General features: G+C 66.7%; 21 protein-coding genes and 1 pseudogene. 15 read left to right on the plus strand and 7 right to left on the minus strand.

Annotation, left to right across the window (positions count from 1 at the left end; all coding sequences use genetic code 11):
* Positions 1-26: 26 nt before the first annotated feature.
* The gene (locus tag DBV10_RS04770) at positions 27-515 is read left to right on the plus strand and encodes an Lrp/AsnC family transcriptional regulator (RefSeq protein WP_233589803.1); all 489 of its coding nucleotides are present in this window, start codon (positions 27-29) and stop codon (positions 513-515) included.
* A gap of 70 nt (positions 516-585) precedes the next feature.
* On the opposite strand, the gene DBV10_RS04775 is transcribed toward DBV10_RS04770, so the two are convergent.
* A complete protein-coding gene (locus tag DBV10_RS04775) occupies positions 586-1,173 on the minus strand; it encodes a lysophospholipid acyltransferase family protein (protein WP_124511158.1) in 588 nt (195 codons plus the stop codon).
* A gap of 356 nt (positions 1,174-1,529) precedes the next feature.
* Between DBV10_RS04775 and dusA the strand changes: the two genes are divergently transcribed.
* Positions 1,530-2,552, plus strand: coding sequence for a tRNA dihydrouridine(20/20a) synthase DusA (dusA, locus tag DBV10_RS04780; protein WP_255424812.1), 1,023 nt, complete (start codon positions 1,530-1,532; stop codon positions 2,550-2,552).
* A 21-nt stretch (positions 2,553-2,573) separates the two neighbouring features.
* Here dusA and DBV10_RS23320 read toward each other — a convergent pair whose 3' ends face one another.
* Positions 2,574-5,354 (minus strand): EAL domain-containing protein, encoded by a 2,781-nt coding sequence (locus tag DBV10_RS23320; RefSeq protein ID WP_124511160.1) that lies wholly within the window; start codon positions 5,352-5,354, stop codon positions 2,574-2,576.
* A gap of 218 nt (positions 5,355-5,572) precedes the next feature.
* Between DBV10_RS23320 and DBV10_RS04790 the strand changes: the two genes are divergently transcribed.
* From DBV10_RS04790 to rsxB, 3 genes are all read left to right on the plus strand, one after another.
* Entirely contained in the window at positions 5,573-6,658 is a 1,086-nt protein-coding gene (locus tag DBV10_RS04790) for a GTP pyrophosphokinase family protein (protein ID WP_124511162.1), read from the plus strand.
* Positions 6,659-6,804: 146 nt separating this feature from the next.
* On the plus strand, positions 6,805-8,421 hold the full coding sequence (locus DBV10_RS04795) for a polyhydroxyalkanoate depolymerase (protein WP_124511164.1): 1,617 nt from the start codon (positions 6,805-6,807) through the stop codon (positions 8,419-8,421).
* Positions 8,418-9,119, plus strand: a complete 702-nt coding sequence (rsxB, locus tag DBV10_RS04800) for an electron transport complex subunit RsxB (RefSeq protein WP_370451098.1) — start codon at positions 8,418-8,420, stop codon at positions 9,117-9,119. The genes DBV10_RS04795 and rsxB overlap by 4 nt, the downstream gene beginning before the upstream one ends.
* 114 nt (positions 9,120-9,233) lie before the next feature.
* Here the strand turns inward: rsxB and DBV10_RS04805 are convergent, their stop codons facing one another.
* Complete coding sequence (locus DBV10_RS04805; RefSeq protein WP_124511166.1) at positions 9,234-10,718, minus strand: methyl-accepting chemotaxis protein; 1,485 nt, start codon at positions 10,716-10,718, stop codon at positions 9,234-9,236.
* 136 nt (positions 10,719-10,854) lie between these two features.
* On the opposite strand from DBV10_RS04805, the gene dapC reads away from it, so the two are divergent.
* The 7 genes and pseudogenes from dapC (at position 10,855) to DBV10_RS04840 (ending at position 17,260) form a co-directional block, all read left to right on the plus strand.
* Positions 10,855-12,060: a succinyldiaminopimelate transaminase gene (dapC, locus tag DBV10_RS04810; protein WP_124511168.1), complete on the plus strand. Its 1,206-nt coding sequence runs from the start codon at positions 10,855-10,857 to the stop codon at positions 12,058-12,060.
* Positions 12,061-12,113: 53 nt separating this feature from the next.
* The gene (gene dapD / locus DBV10_RS04815) at positions 12,114-12,947 is read left to right on the plus strand and encodes a 2,3,4,5-tetrahydropyridine-2,6-dicarboxylate N-succinyltransferase (protein WP_124511170.1); all 834 of its coding nucleotides are present in this window, start codon (positions 12,114-12,116) and stop codon (positions 12,945-12,947) included.
* 71 nt (positions 12,948-13,018) lie between these two features.
* Complete coding sequence (locus DBV10_RS04820) at positions 13,019-14,182, plus strand: PilT/PilU family type 4a pilus ATPase (protein ID WP_124511172.1); 1,164 nt, start codon at positions 13,019-13,021, stop codon at positions 14,180-14,182.
* Positions 14,183-14,354: 172 nt separating this feature from the next.
* Positions 14,355-14,630, plus strand: a pseudogene (locus DBV10_RS04825) (ABC transporter permease subunit); the annotation flags it as partial.
* Positions 14,627-15,529 carry a sulfate ABC transporter permease subunit CysW gene (gene cysW / locus DBV10_RS04830; RefSeq protein ID WP_124511174.1) on the plus strand — a complete coding sequence of 301 codons (903 nt, stop codon included), beginning with the start codon at positions 14,627-14,629 and terminating at the stop codon, positions 15,527-15,529. The pseudogene DBV10_RS04825 and the gene cysW, both read left to right, overlap by 4 nt.
* Before the next feature lie 13 nt (positions 15,530-15,542).
* Positions 15,543-16,667, plus strand: coding sequence for a sulfate/molybdate ABC transporter ATP-binding protein (locus DBV10_RS04835; RefSeq protein WP_124511176.1), 1,125 nt, complete (start codon positions 15,543-15,545; stop codon positions 16,665-16,667).
* Between the two features lie 56 nt (positions 16,668-16,723).
* The gene (locus tag DBV10_RS04840; RefSeq protein WP_124511178.1) at positions 16,724-17,260 is read left to right on the plus strand and encodes a disulfide bond formation protein B; all 537 of its coding nucleotides are present in this window, start codon (positions 16,724-16,726) and stop codon (positions 17,258-17,260) included.
* Between the two features lie 139 nt (positions 17,261-17,399).
* Here the strand turns inward: DBV10_RS04840 and DBV10_RS04845 are convergent, their stop codons facing one another.
* From DBV10_RS04845 to DBV10_RS04855, 3 genes are all read right to left on the minus strand, one after another.
* The gene (locus tag DBV10_RS04845) at positions 17,400-17,618 is read right to left on the minus strand and encodes a hypothetical protein (protein WP_124511180.1); all 219 of its coding nucleotides are present in this window, start codon (positions 17,616-17,618) and stop codon (positions 17,400-17,402) included.
* 176 nt (positions 17,619-17,794) lie between these two features.
* Positions 17,795-18,463, minus strand: a complete 669-nt coding sequence (locus tag DBV10_RS04850; protein WP_124511182.1) for a glutathione S-transferase — start codon at positions 18,461-18,463, stop codon at positions 17,795-17,797.
* Positions 18,460-19,461 carry a rhodanese-related sulfurtransferase gene (locus DBV10_RS04855; protein WP_124511184.1) on the minus strand — a complete coding sequence of 334 codons (1,002 nt, stop codon included), beginning with the start codon at positions 19,459-19,461 and terminating at the stop codon, positions 18,460-18,462. The genes DBV10_RS04850 and DBV10_RS04855 overlap by 4 nt, the downstream gene beginning before the upstream one ends.
* Before the next feature lie 90 nt (positions 19,462-19,551).
* Between DBV10_RS04855 and DBV10_RS04860 the strand changes: the two genes are divergently transcribed.
* Positions 19,552-21,183 (plus strand): HD family phosphohydrolase, encoded by a 1,632-nt coding sequence (locus tag DBV10_RS04860; protein WP_124511186.1) that lies wholly within the window; start codon positions 19,552-19,554, stop codon positions 21,181-21,183.
* 258 nt (positions 21,184-21,441) lie between these two features.
* Entirely contained in the window at positions 21,442-24,363 is a 2,922-nt protein-coding gene (locus tag DBV10_RS04865) for an EAL domain-containing protein (RefSeq protein ID WP_124511188.1), read from the plus strand.
* Between the two features lie 99 nt (positions 24,364-24,462).
* On the opposite strand, the gene DBV10_RS04870 is transcribed toward DBV10_RS04865, so the two are convergent.
* On the minus strand, positions 24,463-25,347 hold the full coding sequence (locus DBV10_RS04870; protein ID WP_124511190.1) for a LysR family transcriptional regulator: 885 nt from the start codon (positions 25,345-25,347) through the stop codon (positions 24,463-24,465).
* A 107-nt stretch (positions 25,348-25,454) separates the two neighbouring features.
* On the opposite strand from DBV10_RS04870, the gene bla reads away from it, so the two are divergent.
* Positions 25,455-26,375 carry a class A beta-lactamase gene (bla, locus tag DBV10_RS04875; protein ID WP_124511192.1) on the plus strand — a complete coding sequence of 307 codons (921 nt, stop codon included), beginning with the start codon at positions 25,455-25,457 and terminating at the stop codon, positions 26,373-26,375.
* The last annotated feature ends 130 nt before the right edge of the window (positions 26,376-26,505 follow it).

The raw sequence follows: 26,505 nt of genomic DNA on the forward strand, positions 1-26,505 counted from the left end.
CCTATGACGTCATAACGGCGAATATCATGGCCGCTATGACTTTTGAGCCTACAACCCCCACCGCCCCGCCCGCACTGGACGCCACTGACCGCCAGTTGCTGAGCCTGCTGCAGGCCAACGCCCGCGAAGGCACGGCCCAATTGGCCCGCAAGCTGGGGCTGGCGCGCACCACCGTGGTGGCGCGCATTGCGCGGTTGGAGCGCTCGGGCGTGGTGGCGGGTTACGGTGTGCGGCTGGGCGCGCGGCTCGATGCCACTACGGTGCGGGCCTGGTGCAGCATCAGCGTGCTGCCCAAGGCCGCGCCCGCCGTGCTGCGCGCGCTACAGGCCATGCCCGAGGTCGAAGAGGTGTCGGCCGTGAGCGGCCCGTTTGACTATCTGGTGTTCTTGCGCTGCACCAGCCACGAGCAGCTCGACACCCTGCTCGACCGCGTGGGCCAGCTCGACGGGGTGCACCAGACGCAGACCAGCATCGTGCTCAGCCGAAAAATCGATCGGCGCAGCGTGGGTGCTTGACTACTATTTTGATAGCTTAAAACACATACCACACGCGCGGAAAGGCCGTTTTTTAATAGATATTTCCGGCTCAGGCCTCGAACTGTGTCGGATTTTTACCCCGGATGGGCGCATAAAACGCCTTGATGGCCGCCATGTCGCGCTCCACATCGCCCGTGGGCTCGAACACCGGGCCCAGGCCGCCGACCTTGCGGCCGTAGTCCACAAACGCCAGCACGATGGGCACGCCTGCCTGCTGGGCAATGTAGTAAAAGCCCGTTTTCCAGTGCCGCGTCTTGCCGCGCGTGCCCTCGGGCGGCACGATGAGCTGCATGGGGCCTTCGGCCTGCCGCATGGCCTGGGCCGAACTGGCCACCAAGTTGTTGGCCTGGCTTCGGTCCACCGGAATGCCGCCCAGCCAGCGCATCACCCCACCAAAAGGCGCCTTGAACAGGCTGTGCTTGCCCATCCAGTACACCCGCAGGCGCAGCGAAAACGCGAGCATCAGCGTGTATGGCAAATCCCAGTTGCTGGTGTGCGGCGCGGCGATCAGCACGCTTTTGGTGGCATGGGGGGGCAAGGCGCCTTCGACCTTCCAGCCGGTGATGCGCAGGGTGAAGCGGGAGAAAGCGCGCAGGAGCGTGTTGACAACCGGCGTGTCAAAAATGGTGTGGTGCATGGGAGGGCGGGTGACGAAACAGGGCCCGCAGGCGGGACCCAGGCGCTGCGCCGGGCGCCGCGCAGGCATAAAAAGCGCCGCAATTGTCGCCGATGGCACCGATGCCCCACCTTGATACAAGGCAATGCACCACCGGGGCTGCAGCTACGCAGGCAAACATGAACTCTCAATTTGATAGCACCTTGGACACAGCAGATTTACGGTAGAGCCCGATTTTGAGCAAGGCCACACGCTGGCGCCGGACGGGAGCGCAATGGGATAATTGCGGCTTTACGACTGCAGCCTGCGGCCGCCTCGCGCACCGAGCGGGCACCCCGCTGCAGACCTCACCCCTCCCCGCCCTCCGTTTTTGCCCCGTGGAACCCACCCTGAGCCCCTGGCGCATGTCCATCGCCCCCATGATGGACTGGACCGACCGCCACTGCCGTTACTTTCACCGGCTGCTGACCCGCCAGACCCTGCTGTACACCGAGATGGTGAACGCGGGCGGCATCCTGTATGGCGGCACCGAGCGGCACCTGCGCTTCAACGCCGAAGAACATCCTGTGGCCCTGCAACTGGGCGGCAACGAACCCGACAAGCTGGCCCAGGCCGCGCGACTGGGTGAGCAATGGGGCTACGACGAGATCAACCTCAACTGCGGCTGCCCCAGCGACCGCGTGCAGCGCGGCGCCTTTGGCGCAAGCCTCATGAAAGCGCCCCAGCTGGTGGCCGACTGCGTCAAGGCCATGAAAGATGTGGTCAGCGTGCCCGTGACCGTCAAACACCGCATCGGCATCGACAAAGTGGAGGACTACGGCTTTGTGCGCGACTTCGTCGGCACCGTGGCCGAGGCCGGCTGCACCGTGTTCATCGTGCACGCGCGCAACGCCTGGCTGCAGGGCCTCTCCCCCAAGGAAAACCGTGACATCCCGCCCCTGCGCTACGAGGTGGTGCACCGCCTCAAGGCCGAGTTTCCGCAGTTCACCATTGCCATCAATGGCGGCATCCAGACCGATGACGTGGTGCTGCAGCAGCTCGACCACCTGGACGGCGTGATGATCGGCCGCGAGGCGTATCACAACCCCTGGTGGCTGGCCCGCTGGGACCAGCTCTACTACGGCGGCGCCGCCTGCCCCCTGACCCGCGAAGAGGTGGAGCTGGCCATGGTTGAGTACATGGAACGGGAGGCCGCGCAGCACGGCACGCCCTGGCCCCACATCGCCCGCCACATGCTGGGCCTGCGCCACAGCCTGCCGGGCGCCCGCATCTGGCGCCAGGTGTGGAGCAACCATTTGCTCAAGGACCGGCCCGCACGTGAGGTGCATGCGTTGGCAATGGAGACCTATGGCACCTTTGCCTATGGGCACCCGGCAGAGGCAGGCGCCGACGCTGGATAAAGGCGGGCGCAGCCTGCGGCGCTACACCTGCCGCGCCAGCCACGCTGCCAGCGGCTCGGGCCGGCCGAACAGGTAGCCCTGCAGGCATTCGCACTGGTTCTGCACCAGAAAATCGGCCTGGGCACGGGTCTCCACGCCCTCGGCGACCACGCGCAGGTTCAAGTGGCGCGCCACCGAGAGAATGGACTGCACGATGGCGGTGTCGCTCGGGTCGTCCGGCGTGTCCTGCACAAAGCTCTTGTCGATCTTGAGCTCGAACAGCGGCAGGCGCTTGAGGTAGGCCAGGCTGGAATACCCGGTGCCAAAGTCGTCAATGGAAAAGCGCACGCCCAGGCCCACGATTTCGGTCATGCGCGCGATGGTGTCGTCCAGGTCTTCGATGAGCAGGCTTTCCGTTACCTCCAGGATCAGATTGGCGGGGTGCGCTCCGGTGTGGGCCAGCACATGGCGCACGCGCTCGACAAAATCGTCCTGGCGGAACTGCCGCTGGCTCACGTTGACCGACAGCGATAACGCCTGCCCCGCCGCCTGCAGGCGCGCCAGGGTTTCGCAGGCCTGCTGGATCATCCAGTCGCCCATGCGCAGGATCAGGCCCGAGGCCTCGGCAATGGGAATGAAGCGGCTGGGCGGCACGTTGCCGCGCACCGGGTGGGTCCAGCGCATCAGCAGCTCGCCGCCCACCACGGCGCCCGTGGCGTCCACCTGGCTCTGCACAAACGCGGCCAGCTGCCCCTCGGCCTGGGCCTTTTTCAGGTCCTGCTCCAGCGCCAGGCGCTCCTGCACGTCGGCCTGCATGGCGGCTTCGTAAAAGCGGATGCGGTTGCGGCCCAGGTCCTTGGCGCGGTACATGGCGGTGTCGGCCTCGCGCAGCAGGTCTTCCACGCCCTCACCACGCTTGGGAAACAGCGTGATGCCGATGCTGCCCGTGGTGCTGTAGAGGTGGGTGGCGATGGTATAGGGCGCCTCCAGCACCGCGCGGATCTCCTCGGCCACCAACAGGGCCGCGCGCCCGGCAGATTCCATGTCGGCTGCTACGTTGTGCACCAGCACCACAAATTCGTCGCCGCCCAGCCGGGCCACGGTGTCGCCCGGGCGCAGATGGTGCGTGAGGCGCTGCGCCACCTGCATCAGCAGTGCATCGCCAATGGTGTGGCCGCGTGCGTCGTTGATCTGCTTGAAGTTGTCGAGATCGATGTAGAGCACCGCCCCTACCTGGGCGGCCTTGAGGGCGCTATGCAAGGCGTGCTCCATACGGTCGAGCAGCATGCGCCGGTTGGGCAGACCGGTCAGGCCGTCAAAATACGCCAGCTGGTGCGAGCGCGCCTCGGCCTGCTTGCGCTCGGTGATGTCGCGCGACAGCGCAATGAATCGGGCTTCGGCGCCTGGCGCGGCGCTCTCCTTGCGGGCGATGGACAGCTCAAACCAATGGGTGGCACCGCCCAGCTCCAGGCGGAACTGCTGGCCGGACGAAAACCCCAGGTGCCGGGCCGCCTGCAGCGCCGCATGGCAGCCTGCCGCTGCGTCGGGGGGCACCACCTCGGACAGCAGCCGCCCCAGGAACATCTCGGGGGGCACGGCCAACGCTTGCGAGCGTGCCGACCGGTAGTGGTGGATGCGCCCATCCAGCCCCAGCTCGAACAGCAGGTCGGGAATGGCGTTGAGCGTGCTCTCCAGGTCGTCGCGCGTAGCGCGCAACTCGGCCGTCATGCCATGCGCCAGCGCCACGGCCCGCTCGCGGCCCGTGGCCAGGAACCAGGTGAACCAGGCCAGCAGCAGGCTGAGCACAGCCCCCATCAGGGCGACGGCGTGGTGCCCCTGGTCCTGGAAGCGCTGCCCAAACGCCGCCTGGGGCGAGAAGTGCAGCGCCCAGCGGCGCCCACCCAGGTCCAGCTCACGCTGGGCCTGCAGCCCCTGCAGGCCTGGCTCGGTGCCCACATTGCTGAACAGGCGCGTCGCGGCGGCGTCGGGTTCGGTGGTGTCGGAGATCTGCAGGCCAATGTCCGCGTCGAATTCGCCCGACATGCCCTGCACCACATCGGCCATGCGAAACGGTGCCGACACCCAGCCCGCCAGCCCCGCACGGCGCCCTTCGATGGTGGTGGTGCTGGAGCCAGGGCGGTACAGGGGCAGGTACATCACCAGCCCCGGGCCACGGTCCTGCATCAGCGTCAGTTGCCCGGACAGCGCAAGCGCCCCGGTGTCGCGGGCCCGGTCCAACGCCTCTTTGGCAGCAGGCAGGGTCAGAACGTCAAACCCCAGGGCCTTGAGGTTGTCGCCCGACAGGGGTTCGATGTGGGTGATCGGGGCCAGCACGGCGCGCTCGCCTTCGGGCCGCACGGCGTACTGCTCAAAACCGCGTCGGCGCATGTCCTGCACATGGCTGGCCAGCGCCGCCCCGGGAAACTGCAGGATCAGCGACACCCCCTGCAGCCCGGGGCGGGTGGCTTCCAGCTGCAAGGCGCTGATGTAGGCCTGGAACTCGCTGCGGTCAATGCGTTCGGAGCCTTCGAAGTAGCCCTTCACCCCGCGCAGTACCACCTCGTAGGTGGTCATCCGGTCCTTGAGGTTGGACGCAATCTGGCCGGCCGCCACCTGGAAGTTCTGTGCGCGCTTGGCGCGCATGCCCCGCTCTTCCCCCTGCCAGTACAGAAACGTGAGCCCCAGCGTGACCAGGGCAATCAACGGCGGCAGCACCACCGGCAGCCAGCGGTGGCTGGCTGCCCCTGTCTGCGACGCCACGCGCGGCGCCGATGGCGCAGGGCCAGCCGATGGCCCGTTGCCTTCATGAGAGTGTGGTGTCATTGCGGTTCGGCGGACGGTCAGTCAAAAGGGAAAAGGGCGGGTCCCCAGGGCGGCGGGCTCGCCTGCACCATTATGGGCATCTGCACCCTGCTGCAAGGGGGTGGAGAACCCCCATTCGCTGCGTTCGCCCCCCTCGCCCGCAGCGGGGTGTTGCCGGATATGCTCGGGCCACCGGCACACCATCCCCCCCACCTCAGCCTCCAAACAAAGACTCCCGCATGCCATCGCTTGATTTCGACCTGGAGGCCGCCCACTTCCGCGCCGTCTATGCGCAGCAGGCCACGGCGCTGGAGGCCGCCTGCACGGCCATCGCCGGCCTGGTGGCGGCTGCGGTGACGCAGGCCGGGGGCATCGACATCGCCAAGGTGGAAGGCCGCGTGAAGGATGCCGATGAATGCATCCGCAAGTTCGTGCGCAAGTACCGCCCGGCGCTGGAAGAAAGCAACACGCCCTACGACATCCAGAGCTACATCACCGACCTTATCGGCGTGCGGGTGGTGTGCCTGTACGAGGACGAACTGGAGAAGGTCGCCCAGACCATGCGCACCCGCTTTGCGGTGATCGAAGTCACCGACAAGGTGACCGCGGTGGAGAGCACCGAGGCGTCGTTTGGCTACAAGGGTCTGCACCTGGACCTGCGGCTGGGCGCCGCCGAGCGCAACCTGCCGGAGCACGCGGCCTATGCCCACTGGGCGTTCGAGCTGCAGGTGCGCACCATCATCCAGGACTCCTGGAGCGTGCTGGACCACAAGATCAAGTACAAGAAATCGATTCCGCAGCAGCTCAAGCGGCGTATCAATGTGCTGTCCGCCCTGTTCGAGCTGGCCGACCGGGAGTTTCGCCAGATCCGCGACGCCACGGCGGCCGAGCTGCTGCAGGCCCCCGACGAAACCGCCGACCCTCTCCCCGATGCCGCCGCCGACGCACAGGCCGCCAGCAAGGCGGCAGGCGGCAGCAGCGAACTGAACGCCTTCACCTTCCTCAAGATCGCCACGCATTTCTTCAAGGACTTCGAGTTCGACCCCTCCAAGGTCGATGGCTTCGTGGACGACATCCAGGCCTGGTCGCCGCGCATGACACGCGCGCGCTTCAACACCCTGATGCGCGAGACCATCGGCGTGGTCAAGCGCTACAAGCTGCACCTGGAGGAGCAGAACCCCCAGGGCAGCTTCAACCCCTACACCGTGATGCGGCACTGCCTGTACCTGAGCAACAAGACCGCGTTCCGCCCGGCGCTGCGCAATTCGGCACGCGAATCGTTCGAAGCCTGGCTGCTCGACAACGCCGAGCCCCGGCCGCATTGACCGGGCGCAGATGGGGACGGGGCAAGACGGCGCGTGGCCCGGCGGCCCAGCATGTCGCATAGGTGACTGGACATTGGTGGTTTTACTCCATGCGCTGGTTACCAAGTGCTGCTATATTGCACTGCAACAAATCGGAGTTTCGCCCCATGCTCTACCACATCTACGAAACCCAGCGCTCCCTGATGGAGCCCTTTACAGACTTTGCGCAGGCGGCGTCCAAGTTGTTCAGCAACCCCGTGTCGCCCCTGAGCCAGACCTCGGCGGCCCAGCGCATGGCCGCTGGCTACGACCTGCTCTACCGCCTGGGCAAAGACTACGAAAAGCCCGCCTTTGACATCCACACGGTGGATGTGGACGGCATCGGTGTCGCGATCCATGAGCGCATCGAGGTCGACAAACCCTTCTGCGAGCTGCGCCGCTTCAAGCGCTTTTCCGACGACCCTGCCACGCTGACCAAGCTCAAGGGCCAACCCGTGGTGCTCGTCGTGGCGCCCCTGTCGGGCCACTATGCCACCTTGCTGCGCGACACTGTGCGCACCATGCTCAAGGACCACAAGGTCTACATCACCGACTGGAAAAATGCCCGCCTGGTGCCGCTGTCCGAGGGGGAGTTCCACCTGGATGACTACGTGAACTACGTGCAGGAGTTCATCCGCCACCTGCAGACCGAGTATGGCAACTGCCATGTGATCAGCGTGTGCCAGCCCACCGTGCCGGTGCTGGCCGCCGTCTCGCTGATGGCCAGCCGGGGCGAAAAGACGCCGCTGACCATGACCATGATGGGCGGCCCCATCGACGCCCGCAAGTCGCCCACCGCCGTGAACAACCTCGCTACGAACCGTAGCTACGAATGGTTCGAGAACAACGTCATCTACCGCGTGCCCGACAAGTTCCCCGGTGCCGGCCGCCGCGTGTATCCGGGCTTCCTGCAGTACACCGGCTTTGTGGCGATGAACCCTGACCGCCATGCCTCCAGCCACTACGACTACTTCAAGGACCTGATCAAGGGCGACGACGCCAGCGCCGAAGCCCACCGCAAGTTCTACGACGAGTACAACGCCGTGCTGGACATGGACGCGGACTACTACCTGGAAACCATCCAGACCGTGTTCCAGGACTACAAGCTGGTCAACGGCACCTGGGATGTGCGCTCGCCGGCCGGCAAGATCGAGCGCGTGCGCCCACAGGACATCACCACCACCGCCCTGTTCACAGTAGAGGGCGAGCTGGACGATATCTCCGGCTCGGGCCAGACCGAAGCTGCCCACGACCTGTGCAGCGGCATCGTGCGCAAGGAACAGCGCCACATGGAAGCCAAGGGGGCCGGGCACTACGGCATCTTCAGCGGCCGCCGCTGGCGCGATCTGGTGTACCCCAAGGTGCGGGAGTTCATTCTGGAGCACGAACTGCCCCGTGAGAGCTCAGCCCAGCCGGCCGCTGCGCCCGTAGCCAAGGCCACTGTGCCTGCAGTGGAGGTGGCGGTAGTGGCGGCACCCGCCAAGCCCAAGGCCAACCCCCAGCCCAAGCCGGTGGTGAAGGCCGCCCCGGCCACCACCGCCCGCGCACGCGCCGCCGCCGCCAAACCCGCCACGTCCGCTGCAACAGTGGCCACGCGCTGGGTCAAGGCGGAAGCTGCTGCGCAGCCGACCGGTGCGGCAGAGCCGGCGCACGCCGAGCTCGGTGCAGCAGCCAAGGCCACGACGACGGTCACGGCGGCCCCTGCCCGCAGCGCCAGCCGCAGCAGCAAGGCGCGCAAGGCTTGATCCGCCCCGCAGAAGCCCGCACACCACACGCTGCCCCGACGGACCTCGCAGCGCGGATTGACGCCGCGCTGCCCCAGACGCAGTGCACGCGCTGCGGCTACCCCGACTGCGCCACCTATGCGCAGGCCATTGCCAGCGGCGAGGCCGCCATCAACCAGTGCCCGCCCGGCGGCGCCGAAGGTGTCGCCCGCCTGGCGGCCATCACGGGCCTGGCCGCGCTGCCACTGAGCGCCGACCATGGCGTGGAAGGCCCACGCACCGTGGCCTTCATCGACGAAGCCTGGTGCATTGGGTGCACGCTGTGCATCAAGGCCTGCCCCACAGACGCCATCGTGGGTGCCAACAAGCGGATGCACACCGTGATCGAACCCTATTGCACAGGGTGCGAACTGTGCATCCCCGTCTGCCCGGTGGACTGCATCCAGCTCGACAACGTCAGCGGCACGGCCACCGGCTGGTCCGCATGGTCCGCGCCGCTGGCCCAGCAGGCGCGCCAGCGTTACCAGCAGCATCGCCAGCGCGTGCCGCTGGAAGATGCGCAGGAGGAACCAGAGCCAGCCGAGACAGTGGGTGAGCCGGCCTCGGGCTCCAGCAACACAGCGGCCGCAGCCACCACCGATGCCGCTGACGCGCGCAAGGCCGCCATCGCGGCCGCCATGGAGCGCGCACGACAGCGCAGGGAACACAACCCACGCTGAAGAGCCGCCCAGGCCAAGAGTGAACGAACCCTGGCGCGGGGCCAGGGGCCACGCCGCTCTCGCGCTACCCGCCACCGCCAGTCCCGGCCACGGAACCGGGGAAAAATCACCCCATCAACGTGCCGCCAGGGACTTGTAGACCCCGCAGCCCACATACAAGTCCCCCACGCGGGACACATAGGACATCTTGGTCTGCACCGCGCCCGTGGCCGGGTTGTTGATGTCGTACTCCACCCAGCCCGGGGCCCGGTCGCCCTGGGCGACGATGTCGCTTACCAGCCGGTCGCCGGCAATGCCCGGAATGTCCTGCACCCGGGTGCCCACCTTGGCAGGGTTGCCGCCGAACGCCCGGTAGGTGCCCACGGCGTCCAGCACGAACACATACATGTCCCGGTCGTAATAGGGCTGGTTCTTGTCCGTCACGCTGCGCAGGAACGGGTCCTGCGGCATGGCCTTGTGCAGGGCCACCGCCTTCTGGACCAGCGCCACGGCTTCATCGGCCGTGCCCTGCTGCAACCGGAAGGTCGCCACCGCCCGCGACAGGGTGGATGCGCGCTGCTCCAGCGCCTCGGCCTGCGCAACCGCGTGGCCCACCATTTGTGCGTTGTGCTGGGTGATCTGGTCCAGCTGTTGCACGGCTGCGCTCACCTCGTTCAGGCCCGTGCTCTGTTCGGCACTGGAGCCCGAGATCTCGGTCATGCTGGCCGCCACGCTGCGGATGCCGCCCGCCATGCTGGCAATCCCGTCGCCGGCCGACCGGATCAGCCCGGCGCTGGCCTCGACCTGGCTCACCGAGGCACCGATCAGCTCGCGGATCTCGCGCGCCGCGTCGCCCGAGCGCTTGGCCAGGGTGCGCACTTCGCCCGCCACCACCGCAAAACCCCGGCCCTGCTCGCCCGCACGGGCGGCCTCCACGGCCGCGTTCAGCGCCAGGATGTTGGTCTGGAACGCAATGCTGTCGATGACACCAATGATCTCGGTCATGCGGCGCGCGCCCTGCTGGATGGCCTCGACCGACTGCACGGCACGGGCCATGGCCTCGGCGCCAGCATCTGCCGCCTTGCGCACCTCGGCGGCGCGCGCGTCGGCCCCCTGGGCGGTGTGGGCGTTGTTCTGCACGGCCGACGACAGCTGCTCCACGCTGGCAGCGGTCTGCTCCAGGTTGGCGGCCTGCTGCTCGGTGCGGTCCGCGAGCGACCGGTTGCCTTGCGCCAGGCTCTGGCCCGCATGGGCCACCAATGCCGCACTGCTGCGGATGTCGGCCACCATGGACGACAGGGTCAGCACCATCTGATCAAGCGACTGAGCCATCGCGCCCACTTCGTCCTGCCCATAAACGCCCGCGCGCGTGCTCAGGTCGCCCTTGGTGGTCTGCTCCATGGCGCGCGACAGGCCCGCCAGATCGGACGACAGGCTCAAATACAGCGCCAGCAGCACATACAGCAGCGCCGCAGCCCCCACAACCCCGCCCCATCCCGGCGCGGCGGCGGTGGCAGCCAACACCACAGCGATCAAAACACCCAGCGTCGCCAGCTTGCCGGGCAGGTGCCATCTGCGCATCCACCAGAGTCCGGGGCGCAGTGGTAGGAATCCAGACATCTTGTCTCCTGTTATCGTTTTTTCCAGTGGCGGATGCTAGGCCTCCGCTCTTACGTCGGATTGACACGGCGGCCCGAGCGCGCGGTGCCTGGCGCAGAGCCCTTGCGGCCATGCCCTTCGCCCATAATGTCGCTCCATGAACCCCCTGCTTTCCCACCTCCAGCCCTACCCGTTTGAGCGGTTGCGACAACTCTTTGCGGGGGTGACGCCCCCAGCGGCCTACGGCCCCATCAGCCTGGGCATGGGTGAGCCGCGCCATCCTACTCCGCAGTTCATCAAGGATGCACTCAGCAACAACCTGGGCGGGCTGGCCAGCTATCCCGCCACGGCCGGCGAGCCCCGGCTGCGTGAGGCCTTCACGCGCTGGCTGAACCGGCGCTACGCATTGACACTGGACCCCGGCACCCAGGTCCTGCCCGTGAACGGTTCGCGCGAGGCGCTGTTTGCCTTTGCCCAGACGGTCATCGACCCCTCTGGGGGCCAGGCCCTGGTGGTCTGCCCCAACCCGTTCTACCAAATCTACGAAGGTGCGGCGCTGCTGGCCGGCGCCCAGCCCTACTACGCGCCCAGCGATCCGGCACGCAACTTTGCGGTGAACTGGGACACGGTGCCCGAGTCGGTGTGGCAGCGCACGCAGCTGCTGTTTGTGTGCTCGCCCGGCAACCCCACGGGCGCCGTGATGCCCCTGGGCGAATGGAAAAAACTCTTCGAGCTGAGCGACCGTTATGGCTTCGTGATCGCCTCGGACGAGTGCTACAGCGAGATTTACTTCCGTGACGAACCCCCTCTCGGGGGCCTGCAGGCCGCAGAGCAGCTGGGCCGGCGCGATTTCAAGAACCTGATCTCCTTCACCAGCCTGTCCAAGCGCAGCAATGTGCCCGGCATGCGCAGCGGTTTTGTGGCGGGCGATGCAGCGCTGATCAAGTCCTTTTTGCTCTACCGCACCTACCACGGCAGCGCCATGAGCCCCATTGTGCAGGCCGCCAGTATTGCGGCCTGGGACGACGAACAGCATGTGGTGGAAAACCGCACGCGCTACCGCAAGAAGTTCGCCCAGGTCACCCCGCTGCTGGCGGGCGTGATGGAGGTGGCGTTGCCCGACGCCGGTTTCTACCTCTGGGCCAAGGTGCCCGATGCCCTGGGCATGACCGACGCCGAGTTCGCGCGGGCCCTCCTGGCTCAATACAATGTCACGGTGCTCCCCGGCAGCTACCTGGCCCGCGAGGCCCAGGGCAGCAACCCCGGCGCCCAGCGCGTGCGCATGGCCCTGGTGGCCGAAACCGACGAATGCGTGGAAGCCGCGCTGCGCATCGTGCAATTCATCCAATCCCGTACTGCCTGACGGGCAGATCGACATAGACCGACCAACAGACAGACACACTGACTGACAACAACATGACCCAACAACTGCAAACCATCATCGACAACGCCTGGGACAACCGCACCAGCCTCTCGCCCGCAGCCGCCCCCAAGGAGATCCAGGACGCCGTCGAGCACGTGATCGCCGAGCTGAACAACGGCACGCTGCGCGTGGCCACCCGCGAAGGCGTGGGCCAATGGACCGTGCACCAGTGGATCAAGAAGGCCGTGCTGCTGTCCTTCCGCCTGAAGGACAACGAAGTCGTGAAGGCCGGCGACCTGGGCTTCTATGACAAGGTGCAGACCAAGTTCGCCCACCTGTCCGAAGAAGAAATGAAGGCCACCGGCGTGCGCGTGGTGCCACCAGCCGTGGCCCGCCGTGGCAGCTTCATCGCCAAGGGCGCGATCCTCATGCCCTCCTACGTGAACATCGGCGCCTATGTGGGCGAAGGAACCATGGTCGATACCTGGGCCACCGTGGGTTCGTGCGCGCAGATCGGCGCCAACGTGCACCTCTCGGGCGGCGTGGGCATCGGCGGCGTGCTGGAGCCGCTGCAGGCCGGCCCCACCATCATTGAAGACAACTGCTTCATCGGCGCCCGCTCCGAAGTGGTTGAAGGCGTGGTGGTCGAAGAGAACTCCGTGCTGGGCATGGGCGTGTACCTGGGCCAGAGCACCCCCATCTTCAACCGCGCCACCGGCGAGATCAGCTACGGCCGCGTGCCCTCGGGCTCGGTCGTGGTCAGCGGCAACCTGCCCAAGACGGCGGCCAACGGCGCGCCCTACAGCATGTATGCGGCCATCATCGTCAAGCAGGTCGATGCGCAAACGCGCTCCAAGACCAGCATCAACGACCTGCTGCGCGACTGATTGGCGCGAGCCGGCGGACGGCCCCGGCCGTTCGCCCCACCGACAGAAACCGACAACAAGAGGGACACACCATGAGCACGATGGAACGCATTCTCCGCCTGATGGCAGAGAAAAAGGCCTCTGACGTCTATCTGTCGGCCAACGCCCCGGCGCTGATCAAGATCAACGGCGAATGCGTGCCCATCAACAACCAGGTCCTGCCACCCGATGCGCCGCGCAATCTGCTCTCCGAGGTGGTGCCCCCGGACCGCATCGAGGAGCTGGAAGAAACCGGCGAACTCAACATGGGCGTGCCGCTCAGCGGCGTGGGGCGCTTCCGTGTGAGCGCCATGCGCCAGCGCGGCAGCTACGCGGTGGTGATCCGCTTCATCTCGCAACAGATTCCCGAATTCGACACCCTGGGCCTGCCGCCCGTGATGCGCGAGCTCATCATGGAAAAACGCGGCCTGATCCTGATGGTGGGCGCCACCGGCTCGGGCAAGAGCACCTCGCTGGCGTCGATGATCGACACCCGCAACGAATCGCTGACCGGCCACATCCTCACCATCGAGGACCCGGTCGAATACCAGTTCAAGAACAAGAAATCCATCGTCAACCAGCGCGAGATCGGCAGCGACACGCAGTCGCTGCAGACCGCACTGAAAAACGCGCTGCGCCAGGCACCCGATGTGATCCTGATCGGCGAAATCCGCGACCGCGAAACCATGTCGGCCGCCATTGCCTATGCCCAGTCGGGCCACCTGTGCCTGGCCACGCTGCATGGCAACAACAGCTACCACGCGCTCAACCGCATCCTGTCCTTCTACCCCGTGGAAGTGCGCCCCACCATGCTGGGGGACCTGGCCTCGGCCATGAAGGCCATCATCTCGCAGCGCCTGGTGCGCACGCTGGACGGGCGCCGTGCGCCGGCGGTCGAGGTCATGCTCAACACCAAGCTCGTGTCCGACCTGATCGAGAAAGGCGATTTCTCCGGTGTGAAGGAGGCCATGGAAAAGTCCATGGCCGAAGGCTCGCAGACTTTCGAGGAGGCCCTGGCCCACCTCATCATGGATGCCAAGATCGACCGCAAGGAAGGCATGGCCTACGCCGACTCGCCCACCAACCTCATGTGGCGCCTGCAAAACGACTTCTCCCTGGCGGCCAACGCAGCCAAGGCCCAGAAGGAAGCGCGCGACACGCCCGATGACGCGCCTTCGTTCACCGAGATCGTGCTGGACGTCAAACCGGCGGCATGATGCCCCCGCGTCGCCTGGGGCGCCTTCTCCCGAGCGGGGCGGCGCCCTTGTTGGATGTCATCCCCGTTTGCTTGTACCGCGCTTCGGACAACCCTTCGTTTGAGCGCCTTTGAACGCCTCTGTTTACCCCCTGCCCCCCATGTCCCGCACCCTGCACCTGGCTGAACAGCTCATCTCCCTGCCCTCCATCACGCCCGCTCTGCTCACCGGCTTTGCCATGGCGTTTGCGCGGGCGGTGGGCGAATACGGCTCGGTGATTTTCATCGCGGGCAACATGCCCATGGTGTCCGAGATCACGCCCCTCATCATCATCGGCAAGCTGGAGCAGTACGACTACGCGGGCGCCACGGCCGTGGCCGTGGTGATGCTGGTCATCTCCTTCATCCTGCTGTTCGTCATCAATGCGCTGCAAGCCTGGCAGCGGCGTCACGCGGGGGCTCCAGCATGAGCGGCAACAACTCTCGCACTGTTCGGCGTGCCCAGGCGGGCACCACAGAAGCCCCTTGGGTGCGCTACACGCTCATCACGCTGGCGCTGGGCTTTATGCTGCTGTTTCTGGTGCTGCCGCTGGCCGCCGTGTTTGCCGAGGCGCTGCGCAAAGGCTTTGGCGCGTATCTGGAAGGCCTGCGCGAGCCCGATGCCTGGTCGGCCATCAAGCTCACGCTGATCACCGCGCTGATCGCCGTGCCGCTGAACCTCGTGTTCGGCGTGGCAGCCGCGTGGTGCATTGCCAAGTACGAGTTCAAGGGCAAGGCCTTCTTGACCACGCTGGTGGACCTGCCCTTCTCGGTGTCGCCCGTGGTGGCGGGCCTGATCTATGTGCTGATGTTTGGCGCGCAAGGCTGGTTTGGCCCGTGGCTGCAGGCGCATGACATCAAGATCATCTTTGCCGTGCCCGGCATCGTGCTGGCCACGGTGTTCGTGACCTTTCCGTTCATCGCCCGCGAACTGATCCCGCTGATGCAGGCCCAGGGCAACGACGAGGAGCAGGCCGCCATCGTGCTGGGTGCTACCGGCTGGCAGACTTTTTGGTACGTGACGCTGCCCAACATCAAGTGGGGCCTGCTGTACGGCGTGATCCTGTGCAACGCGCGGGCCATGGGCGAATTTGGCGCGGTGTCGGTGGTGTCGGGCCACATTCGGGGCCAGACCAACACCATCCCGCTGCACGTCGAGATCCTCTACAACGAATACCAGTCGGTGGCCGCGTTTGCCGCAGCCTCACTGCTGGCCTTGCTGGCCTTGGTCACCCTGGTCATCAAGACCATTGCCGAACACCGCAACGAACAGGCCTTGAAGGCTGCCGCCGAATTGCCGCCCGAGCGCCCCGCGCCCGCTGGCGTGTGAAGGAACACAGAACATGAGCATTGAAATCCGTAACGTCAGCAAGCAGTTCGGCGACTTCCAGGCGCTGCGCGACGTGAGCCTGGACATCGCCTCGGGCGAACTCATCGCGCTGCTCGGCCCCTCGGGCTGCGGCAAGACCACGCTGCTGCGCATCATCGCGGGCCTGGAGACGGCCGATGTGGGCACCATCCACTTCAGCGGCGAGGACACCACCGACGTGCATGTGCGCGAGCGCAACGTGGGCTTTGTGTTCCAGCACTACGCGCTGTTCCGCCACATGACCGTGTTCGAGAACGTGGCCTTCGGCCTGCGCGTGAAGCCCCGCAGCGAGCGCCCGAGCGAGGCGCAGATCAAACAGAAGGTGATGGACCTGCTCAAGCTGGTGCAGCTCGATTGGCTGGCCGAGCGCTACCCCTCGCAACTGTCTGGCGGCCAGCGCCAGCGCATCGCCCTGGCCCGCGCCCTGGCGGTGGAGCCCAAGGTGCTGTTGCTCGACGAGCCCTTCGGCGCCCTGGATGCCAAGGTGCGCAAGGAACTGCGCCGCTGGCTGCGCCGCCTGCACGACGAACTGCATGTGACCAGCATCTTCGTGACCCATGACCAGGAAGAAGCCCTGGAAGTGGCCGACCGCGTGGTGGTGATCAACCAGGGCCGCATCGAGCAAAGCGGCTCGCCCCAGCAGGTGTGGGACCAGCCCGCGAGCCCGTTCGTCTATGGCTTTTTGGGCGACGTGAACCTGTTCCATGGCCGCGCCCATGAAGGCCTGGTGCACCTGGAAGGCATGCAGCTCGACTCGCCCGAACACCAGGCGGCGCAGAACGCCAAGGCATTTGCCTACGTTCGCCCGCACGACCTGGACGTGGAGCGCTATTCGCCCGGCGCCGGCCTGGACGCTGCGGGCCGCCCGCGCGGCATCGTGGCCCAGCTCAGCCGGGCCATCGTGGTGGGGCCGATTGCGCGGCTGGAACTTATTCCCTCGGGCGATCACAAACCAGCGGACAATGCGTCCCCAGACCCCTTGATCGAAGCGCAGATCCCTGCGCAGCAGTTCAAGGAAATGGGTTTCAAAGAGGGCGAAACGCTGGTGGTCACACCACGTCGCGCCCGAGTGTTCTTGGATCACGCCGCTGGTATCTGAGCTGTTTCCCCTGGGGCGCCGCGCCAGGTGCAGCGCGGCTTTGAGGGATAACAAAGATGTTGTTGAACTGGATCGATCAGGCCCCGCGCCGCGTGCTGGCACTGATCAGTGCGGCCTGCGTGGCCATGCTGGCTTTTGGCATGTACCTGCAGCATGTGGTGGGCCTGGAGCCTTGCCCCATGTGCATCGTGCAGCGCTATGCGCTCATTGGTGTAGCAATCTTCACAGGCCTGGCAAGCGCCAGGGGCTCAAAAGGTTGGTGGATGACCTGGAGCGTGCTGGCCCTGATCGCCTCCGGTTTCGGCGCCTTCGTGGCCGCGCGCCAGAGCTGGTTGCAGTGGTACCCGCCCGAAGTCGCCACCTGCGGCCGCGACTTCTACGGCATGATCGAAAACTACCCCATCAGCCGGGCGATCCCCATGATCTTCCGGGGCTCGGGCGACTGTGCAGCGGTGGACTGGACCTTTCTGGGCGGCTCGATTGCCAACTGGTCGTTTGTCTGCTTTGTGGGGTTTGCGGTGGTGCTGCTGGCGTTGCTGGGGCGGGGCCTGAAGGGCGGTCACAAGGGGGGCTCGGGCTACTCGGTGGCTTGATGCCTGTGATGCTCGGACTCCTATAAAAAGGCGCTCAACGGAGCGCCTTTTTCATTGCGGGACGGGCTTCAAACGTCTGGCCTTCTGCTTCGAGCGGCGCCGACCGCCCAGGGCGTTTGAACGGGCACCAGGGGGCCGGCTAGCCGAGCACGGCATCACCTGCGTCCAGCGACGGCGGACGCAGAAGGTCCTCGTTGATGCCCATGGTCTGGCTGGCGCGTTCCACGGCCTGCCACAGGGGGGCGGGCATTTGCAATATCTCGTCAGGCGAGGAGGAGTGTGCTATCCATGCGCTGATTTGCAGGTGCTGCTCGCGGGTGAGCAGGTCCAGGTTCAGCATCTCGTCGATGATCTTCATGTTGGGTAGTCAGGGGTTCTCGGACAGGGCTCTGCGCCGCGAAGCCCGGGAGGGCGTTGCAGTGCGCATGGCCGACAAAGCGAGCGGTCTGGCACCCGTTGGGGCCTGGCGCTTGGTGTGGTTTGAAGAAGATGGTGCCCTCCGCACCGATCTCAAGCAGGGCCGTGGCGATGGATTCAGTCTGCCATCCCGGCACGGTGCGGAAACGGCACGCCCTTGGTGCCATCCACCCATGCGGGCAGCTTGTGCATCACGCTGGCCAAAAGATCGCTGGCCTGCCACTGCGCCAGCCAAGCCTGCAGGCGGGGCCAGGGCTGCGCTGCCCACCAGTCTGCATCCATCCCCGCAAACTGCCGCACAAAAGGGGCAATCGCCATATCGGCCAGGGCTGCATGGGTGCTGAGCAGATGAGGCTGGGCGGACAGGCGCGCGTCCAGCAGACCCAGCCAGGCCTCGGCGGTTGCGCGCGCTGCTGCAATGTCGGCATGGGGGTAACGGCTGGGGTACTTGCACCGGTCCAGTGCGTGCTTGAATGGGCCATCGCATTCTGCGATCAGCGCCTGCATGTCCTCCAGATTGCCTTGGCTCGGCGTGAGCCAGCCCTCGGGATCGCGCTGCGAAAGTGCCCAGAGCATGATGTCCAGGCTCTGCTCCAGCACCTCGCCACCCGGCAGCACCAGCACGGGCACGGTGCCTTTGGGTGATGCCTGCAACAAACCCTGGGGCTTGTTCTTGAGCACCACTTCACGCAACTCGCAGGCCTGGCCGCTCACCGCCAGGGCCAGCCGGGCGCGCATGGCGTAGGGGCAGCGGCGGAAGGAGTACAGGACGGGCAGGGCGGTCACGTTGCGCCGTCCCTGCCGTCGTCACCCGTGTCCTTGGCTGCAGTGCGCGCGGGGCGGCCGGGCTGCTGTGCGCCGATGTGCTCTTGTCCGCGCTGCCGGGCCAGCTGCATCTGTCGCTCGCGCTCGGCCAGGGCACTTTCTTGCTCGGGTGTGCGGGTGCCGTGGCAGTAGGGGCAGCTCACGCCCGCCACGTAGTGGGGCGACTGCAGTTCGGCCTCGCCCAGCGGCATGCGGCAGGAGCGGCACAGCTGGTGGTGGCCCGGCACCAGGCCGTGGCCCACGGACACGCGTTCGTCGAACACAAAACAGTCGCCATGCCAGCGGCTGGACTCCTCGGGCACGGTTTCCAGGTACTTGAGGATGCCGCCTTCCAGGTGATACACCTCGTCAAAGCCTTGTGATTTGAGGAAGGCCGTGGATTTTTCGCAGCGGATGCCGCCCGTGCAGAACATGGCCACGCGCGGCTTGCCCGCCAGCACGCCGCCCGGCTGCGACTGCTGCGCCACCCAGGCCGGAAACTCCGCGAAACTGTGGGTGTGCGGGTTGATGGCGCGCTCGAAGCTGCCAATACCCACCTCGTAGTCGTTGCGCGTGTCCACCACCACCACGCCGGGGTCGTCGATGAGGGCGTTCCAGTCCTCGGGCTTCACATAGGTGCCGGCGTTGCGCGCGGGGTTGAGGCCCGGCACGCCCAGGGTGACGATCTCGCGCTTGAGCCGCACGCGCATGCGGTAGAAGGGCATGCGATCGGCCAGCGCCTCCTTGTGCTGCAGGGCGGAAAAGCGTGCGTCGCTGCGCAGCCAGGCCAGCACCGCGTGCACGCCCTGCGGCTCGCCCGCGATGGTGCCGTTGATGCCCTCGGGTGCGAGCAGCAGCATGCCGCGCACGCCGTGGGCATCGCACAGCGACTGCAGGGGCGCTCGCAGGGCAGCAAAGTCCGGCAGGTCCACAAACTGGTAGAGCGCGGCGGTGAGAAAGCGGGGGGTGACCGGGTCCACGAAATGGGTGAATTTGGGGGAAGGGGGTGATGATAGCTGTCACCTTTCGTTACGATGCAGGGTCACCAACGCTGTTTCCAAGGTGGTCGTATGAGCAAGGAATCCACTCTCCATCTGTTCCGCCGGCTCGAACAGCTCAACGGCATCGGTGCGGCGCTCTCGCGCGAGCGGGACATCGACCGGCTGCTGGAGAACATTCTGGAGGCGGCCAAGACCATCACCGGCGCGGATGGCGGCACGCTCTACAGCGTGACGGAGGACCAGTCGGCCCTCAAGTTCGAGATCCTGCGCACCGACTCGCTGGACATCCGCCTGGGCGGCACCACGGGCAAACCCATCGACCTGCCGCTGCTGCCCCTGCGCACCTTTGACGGCGCGCCCAACGATTCGCTGGTGGCTGCGCATGCCGCCATCCACGACCGCACGGTGAACATCGCCGACGCCTACAGCGCGGCGGGGTTTGATTTTTCAGGCACGCGGGCGTTTGACCTGCGCACGGGCTATCGCTCGCAGTCGTTCCTCACGGTGCCGATGAAGAACCACGACCGCGAACTCATCGGCGTGCTGCAGCTCATCAATGCGCGCGACCCGGACACGGGCGAGGTCATCACCTTCTCGCAGGCCGACCAGAGCCTGGCCGAGTCGCTGGCCTCGCAGGCGGCGATTGCGCTCACCAACCGGCTGCTCATCACGCAGCTCGAACGCCTGTTCGAGTCGTTCGTGAACCTCATCAACCTGGCCATCGACGAGAAGTCGCCCTACACCGGTGGCCACTGCCAGCGCGTGCCGGCCCTCACCATGATGCTGGCCGAGGCCGTGGATGCCACGCGCGAGGGGCCGCTGGCAGGCTTCACGATGAGCGAACGCGACCGCTACGAGCTCAAGATGGCCGGCCTGCTGCACGACTGCGGCAAGATCACCACGCCCGTGCATGTGGTGGACAAGGCCACCAAGCTGCAGACCATCTACGACCGCATCGGCCTGGTGGACACGCGCTTCGAGGTCTTGAAGCGCGACGCCGAGCTGGCCGCGCTGCGCCGCCAATTGGCGCTGCGCCCGGTGGTGGACGCGCGCGCCGAAGGCCAGGAGCTGCAGGGCCTGCAGCAAGAGATCCAGATGCTGGAGGACGAGCGCAACTTTCTGCGCCGCTGCAACACCGGCACCGAGGCCATGCGCCCCGAGGACCAGCAGCGCGTGCGCGACATTGCCGTGATGCGGCACTGGCGCAACCCGCAGGGTGTGCAGACCAGCTTCTTGACGGCCGAGGAGGTGGAGAACCTCACCATCCGCGCGGGCACGCTCAACCAGGCCGAGCGCGACACCATTAATTACCACATCGTCGCCACCATCAAGATGCTGGAAACGCTGCCCTGGCCCCGCCACCTGACGAACGTGCCCGAGTACGCGGGCGGCCACCACGAGCGCATGGACGGCAAGGGCTACCCGCGCGGCCTCACGCGCGATCAGATGTCGCTGCAGGCCCGCATGATGGGCATTGCCGACATCTTCGAGGCGCTCACGGCCGCCGATCGGCCCTACAAGAGCGGCATGACCCTGTCGCAGGCGCTGGTGATCATGTGCCGGATGCGGGACAACGGGCACATCGACCCGGACCTGTTCGAGGTGTTTGTGCGCGAGGGGGTGTACCTGCGGTACGGGCGGGCGTTTTTGGACGCGGGGCAGGTGGATGGGGTGGATATCGGGGCGCTGGGGTTTGCGTAGGATCGGCCCCCCGGGCATGCAGGACGCTGTCGGGCAGGGGACGCGCCAGGAGCGCCTGCCTGCGCCGGATTCCATTAACATGTTGAAACGCTTGAGCCACCGCCCAATCCGTGTCCTGACCCGCGTCCTGACCTTTTCGAGGGGCCTTGCTTGCTGACCTCCCGGCTTCGTACTTCCGTGATTCACCGGCTGTCCCTGTCGATATGGGGGCTGTTTCTGGGCTTGGTGATCCTTCTCTCGCTGCTCGGGTATGCAGCGATGAGTGCCGTTGCCGACCATGTGGTGCCGCTGATCATGCGCCAGGCGGTGGAGTTGCGCGCGCAGGCTGTCGAGGGGCTGTTTGTGCAGGCAGGGCAGAGCGCCCAGCAGGTGCAGCAGGATTTGCTGACGCGGCTGCGCGCTGCCGATACCGAGGCCGCCCTCAGCCGGTTCGATGAGCTGTTTGCGCGCGGGCCGGACGGGCTCTGGCGCCTTCGGCCCGGGAAGGTCGATACGGCCAATGCGCCCACCCTGTACCTGCACCACGGCCCCAATGGCCCGGATGAATCCACGCGCGTGCGTGCGGCCGTCAGCTACGACCTTCTGAGGGAGCGGGGGCCTGCGCTGGTGCCGCCCTTTTTTTCCGCGTACATGGATTTCGTCGAAGACGGCCTGATGGTCTATGCGCGCGGTGTCGACTGGGGCAGTGGCGCCACCGCAGACGCCAGCAATGCCGACTACCCCACCATGCGGGGCGCAGACCCCCAGCGCAACTCGGAGCGGCGCATCTTCTGGACGCCGGTGTACTTTGACGAGCAGGCCAAGGCCTGGATGGTGTCGGTGATCCAGCCCCTGGACTGGCAGGGGCGCTGGGTGGGCACGGTGGGGCACGACCTGTCGATTGAAACCCTGCTCGACGCCGTGGTGGCCAGCCGCGACCAGGAGGGCGTGCAACTGATCCTGAGCGCCGAGGGGGACCTGATCTCCCATCCCGAGTTGAGGGAGCGCATTGCCGCAGCGAATGGGCAGCTCCAGGTCGCCAGCCTGAAGGACCCGTTGCTGGCGCAGGTGCACCGCATGGTGCTGGACGCGCATGCCGACCGGGGCGCGGGCCTGAGTGCCGACGGAACGCAATGGATTGCGTGGTCGCGGATTAGGGGGCCGAACTGGTACCAGATCTACCTCATGCCCCAGTCGCGGGTGGACGGCCTGGTGATGTGGGGCATGCTGGGGTTGTGTGCCATCGGCCTGCTGGGGCTGATGCCGGTGCTGTGGTCCATGCGCAGGAGGGTGAACACGCTGGTGGTGCGCCCGCTGCAGCGCCTGACCGAGGCCGTCGACACCCTGGGCCAGGGGCAGACGCCGAACCCCGTGGCGCTGGGCACGGAGGACGAACTCGGCCGCCTGGCCCGGGCCTTTGACGGCATGGTGTCCGAGCTCGTCCAGAAGCGCGCCATGGCGGCGGCGCATGCGCAGGCCTTGCAGACCGAGGTGGACGAGCGGCGCCAGTACATGGTCAGCCTGGAGGAGGAGCGCGCCCGCCTGTTTGCGCTGCTGGGCGCGATGAACCTGGGCATCCTCTTCGTCACCGCTGAGAACCAGGTGACCTACTGCAACCCCGCGTTTCTGACAATCTGGCGCATACAAGGCGACGAGGCCGCCTTTGTGGGCCGTGCCGCCAGCGACATCTTCCAGGCGGTGGGGCATGGGCCCACGTCCTTGGCGGCCCTGGCGCGCCATGCGCAGGAGGCGCTGATGGCGCCAGGGCTCTCCAGCCGGTACGAGATGGATGTGGGCGACGGGCAGACCCTGTTGCTGACATCGCACCCTGTGCATGACAGCGACAAGCGTTACATCGGGAGGCTCTGGATCCACGAGGATGTGACGCGCGAGCGCCAGACGGCGGCGCAGCTGATCTACCTCGCCGAGCGCGATGCCCTCACGGGCCTGTACAACCGGCGCAGGTTCGAGGATGAACTGCAGCGCTTCTTCCGTGGGAGCGAGCGGCAGGAGCGCCAGGGCGCCTTGCTGTTCTTCGATCTCGATGAGTTCAAGGCCATCAACGACACGTTTGGCCACCGCACCGGCGACTCGGTGCTGGTGCGCGTGGGCAGCGATGTGCAGGCGTTGGTGCGCCAGACGGAAACCCTGTGCCGGCTGGGGGGCGACGAGTTCGCGGTGCTGATGCCCCATGCCTCGGTGGAGGATGCCCGGCGCCTGGCCGAGCGCATCGTCCGCGCCATTTCGCAAGGCCCGTTCTGCATCGAAGGGCAGAGCCTGAGGCTGACGACCAGCCTGGGCATTGCCCTGGCGCCCCAGCATGCCAGCAACGCCGAGGATCTGGTGGCCCATGCGGATGCCGCCATGTACCAGGCCAAGCACCTCGGCAAAAACTGCTGGTCCGTCTACCGGCCCGACCACCATGCATCGCAGGAAATGATCACGCGCCTGGCCTGGAACGACCGCATCTCCAGGGCCATCGAGCATGACCTGCTGCGCCTGCACTACCAAGGGGTGTATGACGCCGCCACCGGGGAGCTGGCCCATCTGGAGGTGCTGATCCGCATGGTGGATGAGTCCGATTCCACGCAGCTGATCGCGCCCCGGCAGTTCATCGGCTACGCGGAAAAGAGCGGCAAGATCCTGGAGATCGACCGCTGGGTGGCGCGCAAGAGCATTGCCATGCTGGGCGCGCTGCCCCAGCTTCCGGCGCTGGCGATCAACATCTCGGCGCGCTCGTTCGATGACCCCAGCCTTCCGGCCTACATCGCGGCCCAGTTGCAGGCGGCGGGCGTGGCGCCCCAGCGCCTGCTGGTGGAGCTGACGGAAACCTCGGCGGTGTCCGACCTGCGCGATGCCGAGCGGTTCATCGACGCCTTGCACCGCACCGGGTGCCAGGTGTGCCTGGACGATTTCGGCACGGGCTTTGCATCGTTTGCCTACCTCAAGCACCTCAAGGTGGACGTGCTGAAGATCGACGGGCTGTTCATCCGCAACCTCACCCGCGAGCACGACAACCAGGTGTTTGTCCGCGCCATCATCGACGTGGCCCGTGGGCTGGGCCGGCGCACGGTGGCAGAGTTCGTGGAGAGCCAGGAGATCTGGGACATGCTCAAAACGCTCGGCGTGGACATGGTGCAGGGCTACCACCTGGACCAGCCGCAGGCCGAGCATCCTGCGCTGGCCGCTCCCCCGGCATAGAGGCCAGCCTGGATGCCTGGGGCGCGCCTTGCTTGCATGGGTTTCGCTATTGATTCAATAGCTGCTTGGGATTGATGGATGGGCGCTACAGCCCGATTTTCATTTGATGGTGTCGCTGCGCCCCTGCGCGCGGGCCTGGGCCCTGAGCCAGTCGCTGAACGCCGCCATGGCCCCGGTGGCGGGCCGCGACTGCAGCCGCGTGAGCCAGTAGGCGCCCCGGGGCAGTTCCTGCGCAAACGGCTGCACCAGCCGGCCCTGGCGCAGCTCATGGGTGAACATGCACACCGGCAGCAGCGCCATGCCCGCGCCCTGGGCCGCCGCCTCGGCCAGGGTGAGGGAAGAGTCGAACACCGCGCCGCGCACCACGGGGCAGGGCGCGCCTGCGGCGTCGAACCAGGCTGCCCATTCGTCCGTGCGGTAGCTGCGCAGCAGCGGTCGGCGCGCCAGGTCGGCCGCGTTGCGCAGGCCATGGGCCAGCGCGGGTGAGCACATCACCGACAGGGGCGCGTCCATGATGCGTTCGGCATGGGTGCCATGCCAGGCGCCGTCGCCAAAGCGGATCGCGCAGTCCAGCCCTTCGCCCGCCATGTCCACCCGGTTGTTGTGCGTGAAGAGGCGCAGGTCCACAAAGGGGCAGGCCTGCTGAAAGTCGCGCAGCCGGGGCAGCAGCCAGCCCACGGCAAAAGTGCCCACCGCGCCCACCGTGAGCACCTCGCGCGGGCGGGTGTCGCCCAGCTTTTCCAGCGCCCGCTCCAGGTTGCCGAACGATTCCACCACCACGGGCAGCAGTGCCTGGCCCTCGTCCGTCAGCGCCAGGCCGCGCGGCAGGCGGCGAAACAGGGGCTTGCCCAGGCGGTCTTCGAGCTTGCGGATGTGCTGGCTCACGGCGGTCTGGGTCACGTGCAGTTCCTCCGCCGCGCGCGTGAGGTTCAGGTGGCGCGCCGAGGCCTCGAAGGCGCGCAGGGCATTCAGCGGCAGGTGCATTGTGAGATGGAAGTTTTTCTTGGGGCTGTTGGCAATTATTGTCGATGGTGCTGGGGGCTGGGAGTCCTTATCGTTCGGGCCTTGTTTCCATTTTGGGCCGAATTTTTATGCAAAGACGACAGTTTTCCTTGGGCTTGATGGGTGCTGCGGCGCTGCCCCTGTGGGGTTGCGCCGGCGTTGGCAATGCCGGGAGCGGGCAGGGAACGCAAGGCAGCGGCAGGACCGTGCGGACCTGGAATGAGACCCTGGCCGGCATCGAGCGCGCCGCCCAGGGCCGACTGGGCGTGGCCATGCTGGACACCGGATCGGGCCTGGCCCTGGGCTGGCGCCAGGACGAGCGTTTTGCCATGGCCAGCACCTTCAAGGCCGTGCTGGCCGGTTGGATGCTGGCGCTGGTGGACCAGGGCCGGGAGCGGCTGGATGCGCGCGTGCACTACGCGGCCACCGACGTGGTGGCGTATTCGCCCGTGAGTGGCCCTCGCGCGGGCAACGGCGGCGGTCTGACGGTGGGTGAGCTCTGCGCTGCCACCGTGAGCCTGAGCGACAACACCGCCGCCAACCTGCTGCTGGCGCGCCATGGCGGCCCTGCGGGGGTCACGGCCTTTGTGCGCTCGCTGGGCGACACCGCCACGCGGCTGGACCGCACCGAACCCACGCTCAACGAAGCCAAGGTGGGCGACCCGCGCGACACCACCACGCCGCTGGCCATGCTGCACACGCTGCACAAGCTGGTGCTGGGCGATGTGCTCAGCCCCACATCCCGCGCCTGGCTGCAGCGCTGGCTGGTGGAGACGAGCACGGGCGACCAGCGCCTGCGCGCGGGTGTGCCGGGCTGGAAGGTGGGTGACAAGACGGGCACGGCCGGCGACAGCGGAACGGCCAACGACATCGGCGTGCTCTGGCCCCCGGGCGGCGGCGCACCGGTGCTGGTGACCTGCTACCTCACGCGGTCAGCGGCGTCAGCAGAGCAGCGGGACGCGGCGATTGCCCAGGTGGCGCGGGCTGTGGTGGCGGCGCGCCAAGGGTAGTCTGCCTGCAGGTTCTTTGACCAGGGCGGGCCTTGGTTGGCATTTCTCCAAACCGTGCGGGCTGAGCCTGTCGAAGCCTTGCGCAGCGCTTCAACAGGCTCAGCCCGCACGGTTGTGTGATTTTGAAGCC

This window comes from Acidovorax sp. FJL06, from assembly GCF_003852545.1.
Lineage (GTDB): Bacteria > Pseudomonadota > Gammaproteobacteria > Burkholderiales > Burkholderiaceae_C > Acidovorax.

Bases quoted from the DNA above. Each gene is read 5' to 3' on its own strand.
- DBV10_RS04860 (WP_124511186.1), top strand. From the start codon at position 19,552: ATGAGCAAGGAATCCACTCTCCATCTGTTCCGCCGGCTCGAACAGCTC.
- DBV10_RS04805 (WP_124511166.1), bottom strand. From the start codon at position 10,718: ATGTCTGGATTCCTACCACTGCGCCCCGGACTCTGGTGGATGCGCAGA.
- dapC (WP_124511168.1), top strand. From the start codon at position 10,855: ATGAACCCCCTGCTTTCCCACCTCCAGCCCTACCCGTTTGAGCGGTTG.
- cysW (WP_124511174.1), top strand. From the start codon at position 14,627: ATGAGCGGCAACAACTCTCGCACTGTTCGGCGTGCCCAGGCGGGCACC.
- DBV10_RS04820 (WP_124511172.1), top strand. From the start codon at position 13,019: ATGAGCACGATGGAACGCATTCTCCGCCTGATGGCAGAGAAAAAGGCC.
- DBV10_RS04840 (WP_124511178.1), top strand. From the start codon at position 16,724: ATGTTGTTGAACTGGATCGATCAGGCCCCGCGCCGCGTGCTGGCACTG.
- DBV10_RS04865 (WP_124511188.1), top strand. From the start codon at position 21,442: ATGAGTGCCGTTGCCGACCATGTGGTGCCGCTGATCATGCGCCAGGCG.
- dapD (WP_124511170.1), top strand. From the start codon at position 12,114: ATGACCCAACAACTGCAAACCATCATCGACAACGCCTGGGACAACCGC.
- DBV10_RS04870 (WP_124511190.1), bottom strand. From the start codon at position 25,347: ATGCACCTGCCGCTGAATGCCCTGCGCGCCTTCGAGGCCTCGGCGCGC.
- DBV10_RS23320 (WP_124511160.1), bottom strand. From the start codon at position 5,354: ATGACACCACACTCTCATGAAGGCAACGGGCCATCGGCTGGCCCTGCG.
- DBV10_RS04835 (WP_124511176.1), top strand. From the start codon at position 15,543: ATGAGCATTGAAATCCGTAACGTCAGCAAGCAGTTCGGCGACTTCCAG.
- DBV10_RS04770 (WP_233589803.1), top strand. From the start codon at position 27: ATGGCCGCTATGACTTTTGAGCCTACAACCCCCACCGCCCCGCCCGCA.
- DBV10_RS04790 (WP_124511162.1), top strand. From the start codon at position 5,573: ATGCCATCGCTTGATTTCGACCTGGAGGCCGCCCACTTCCGCGCCGTC.
- DBV10_RS04775 (WP_124511158.1), bottom strand. From the start codon at position 1,173: ATGCACCACACCATTTTTGACACGCCGGTTGTCAACACGCTCCTGCGC.
- DBV10_RS04795 (WP_124511164.1), top strand. From the start codon at position 6,805: ATGCTCTACCACATCTACGAAACCCAGCGCTCCCTGATGGAGCCCTTT.
- bla (WP_124511192.1), top strand. From the start codon at position 25,455: ATGCAAAGACGACAGTTTTCCTTGGGCTTGATGGGTGCTGCGGCGCTG.
- DBV10_RS04845 (WP_124511180.1), bottom strand. From the start codon at position 17,618: ATGAAGATCATCGACGAGATGCTGAACCTGGACCTGCTCACCCGCGAG.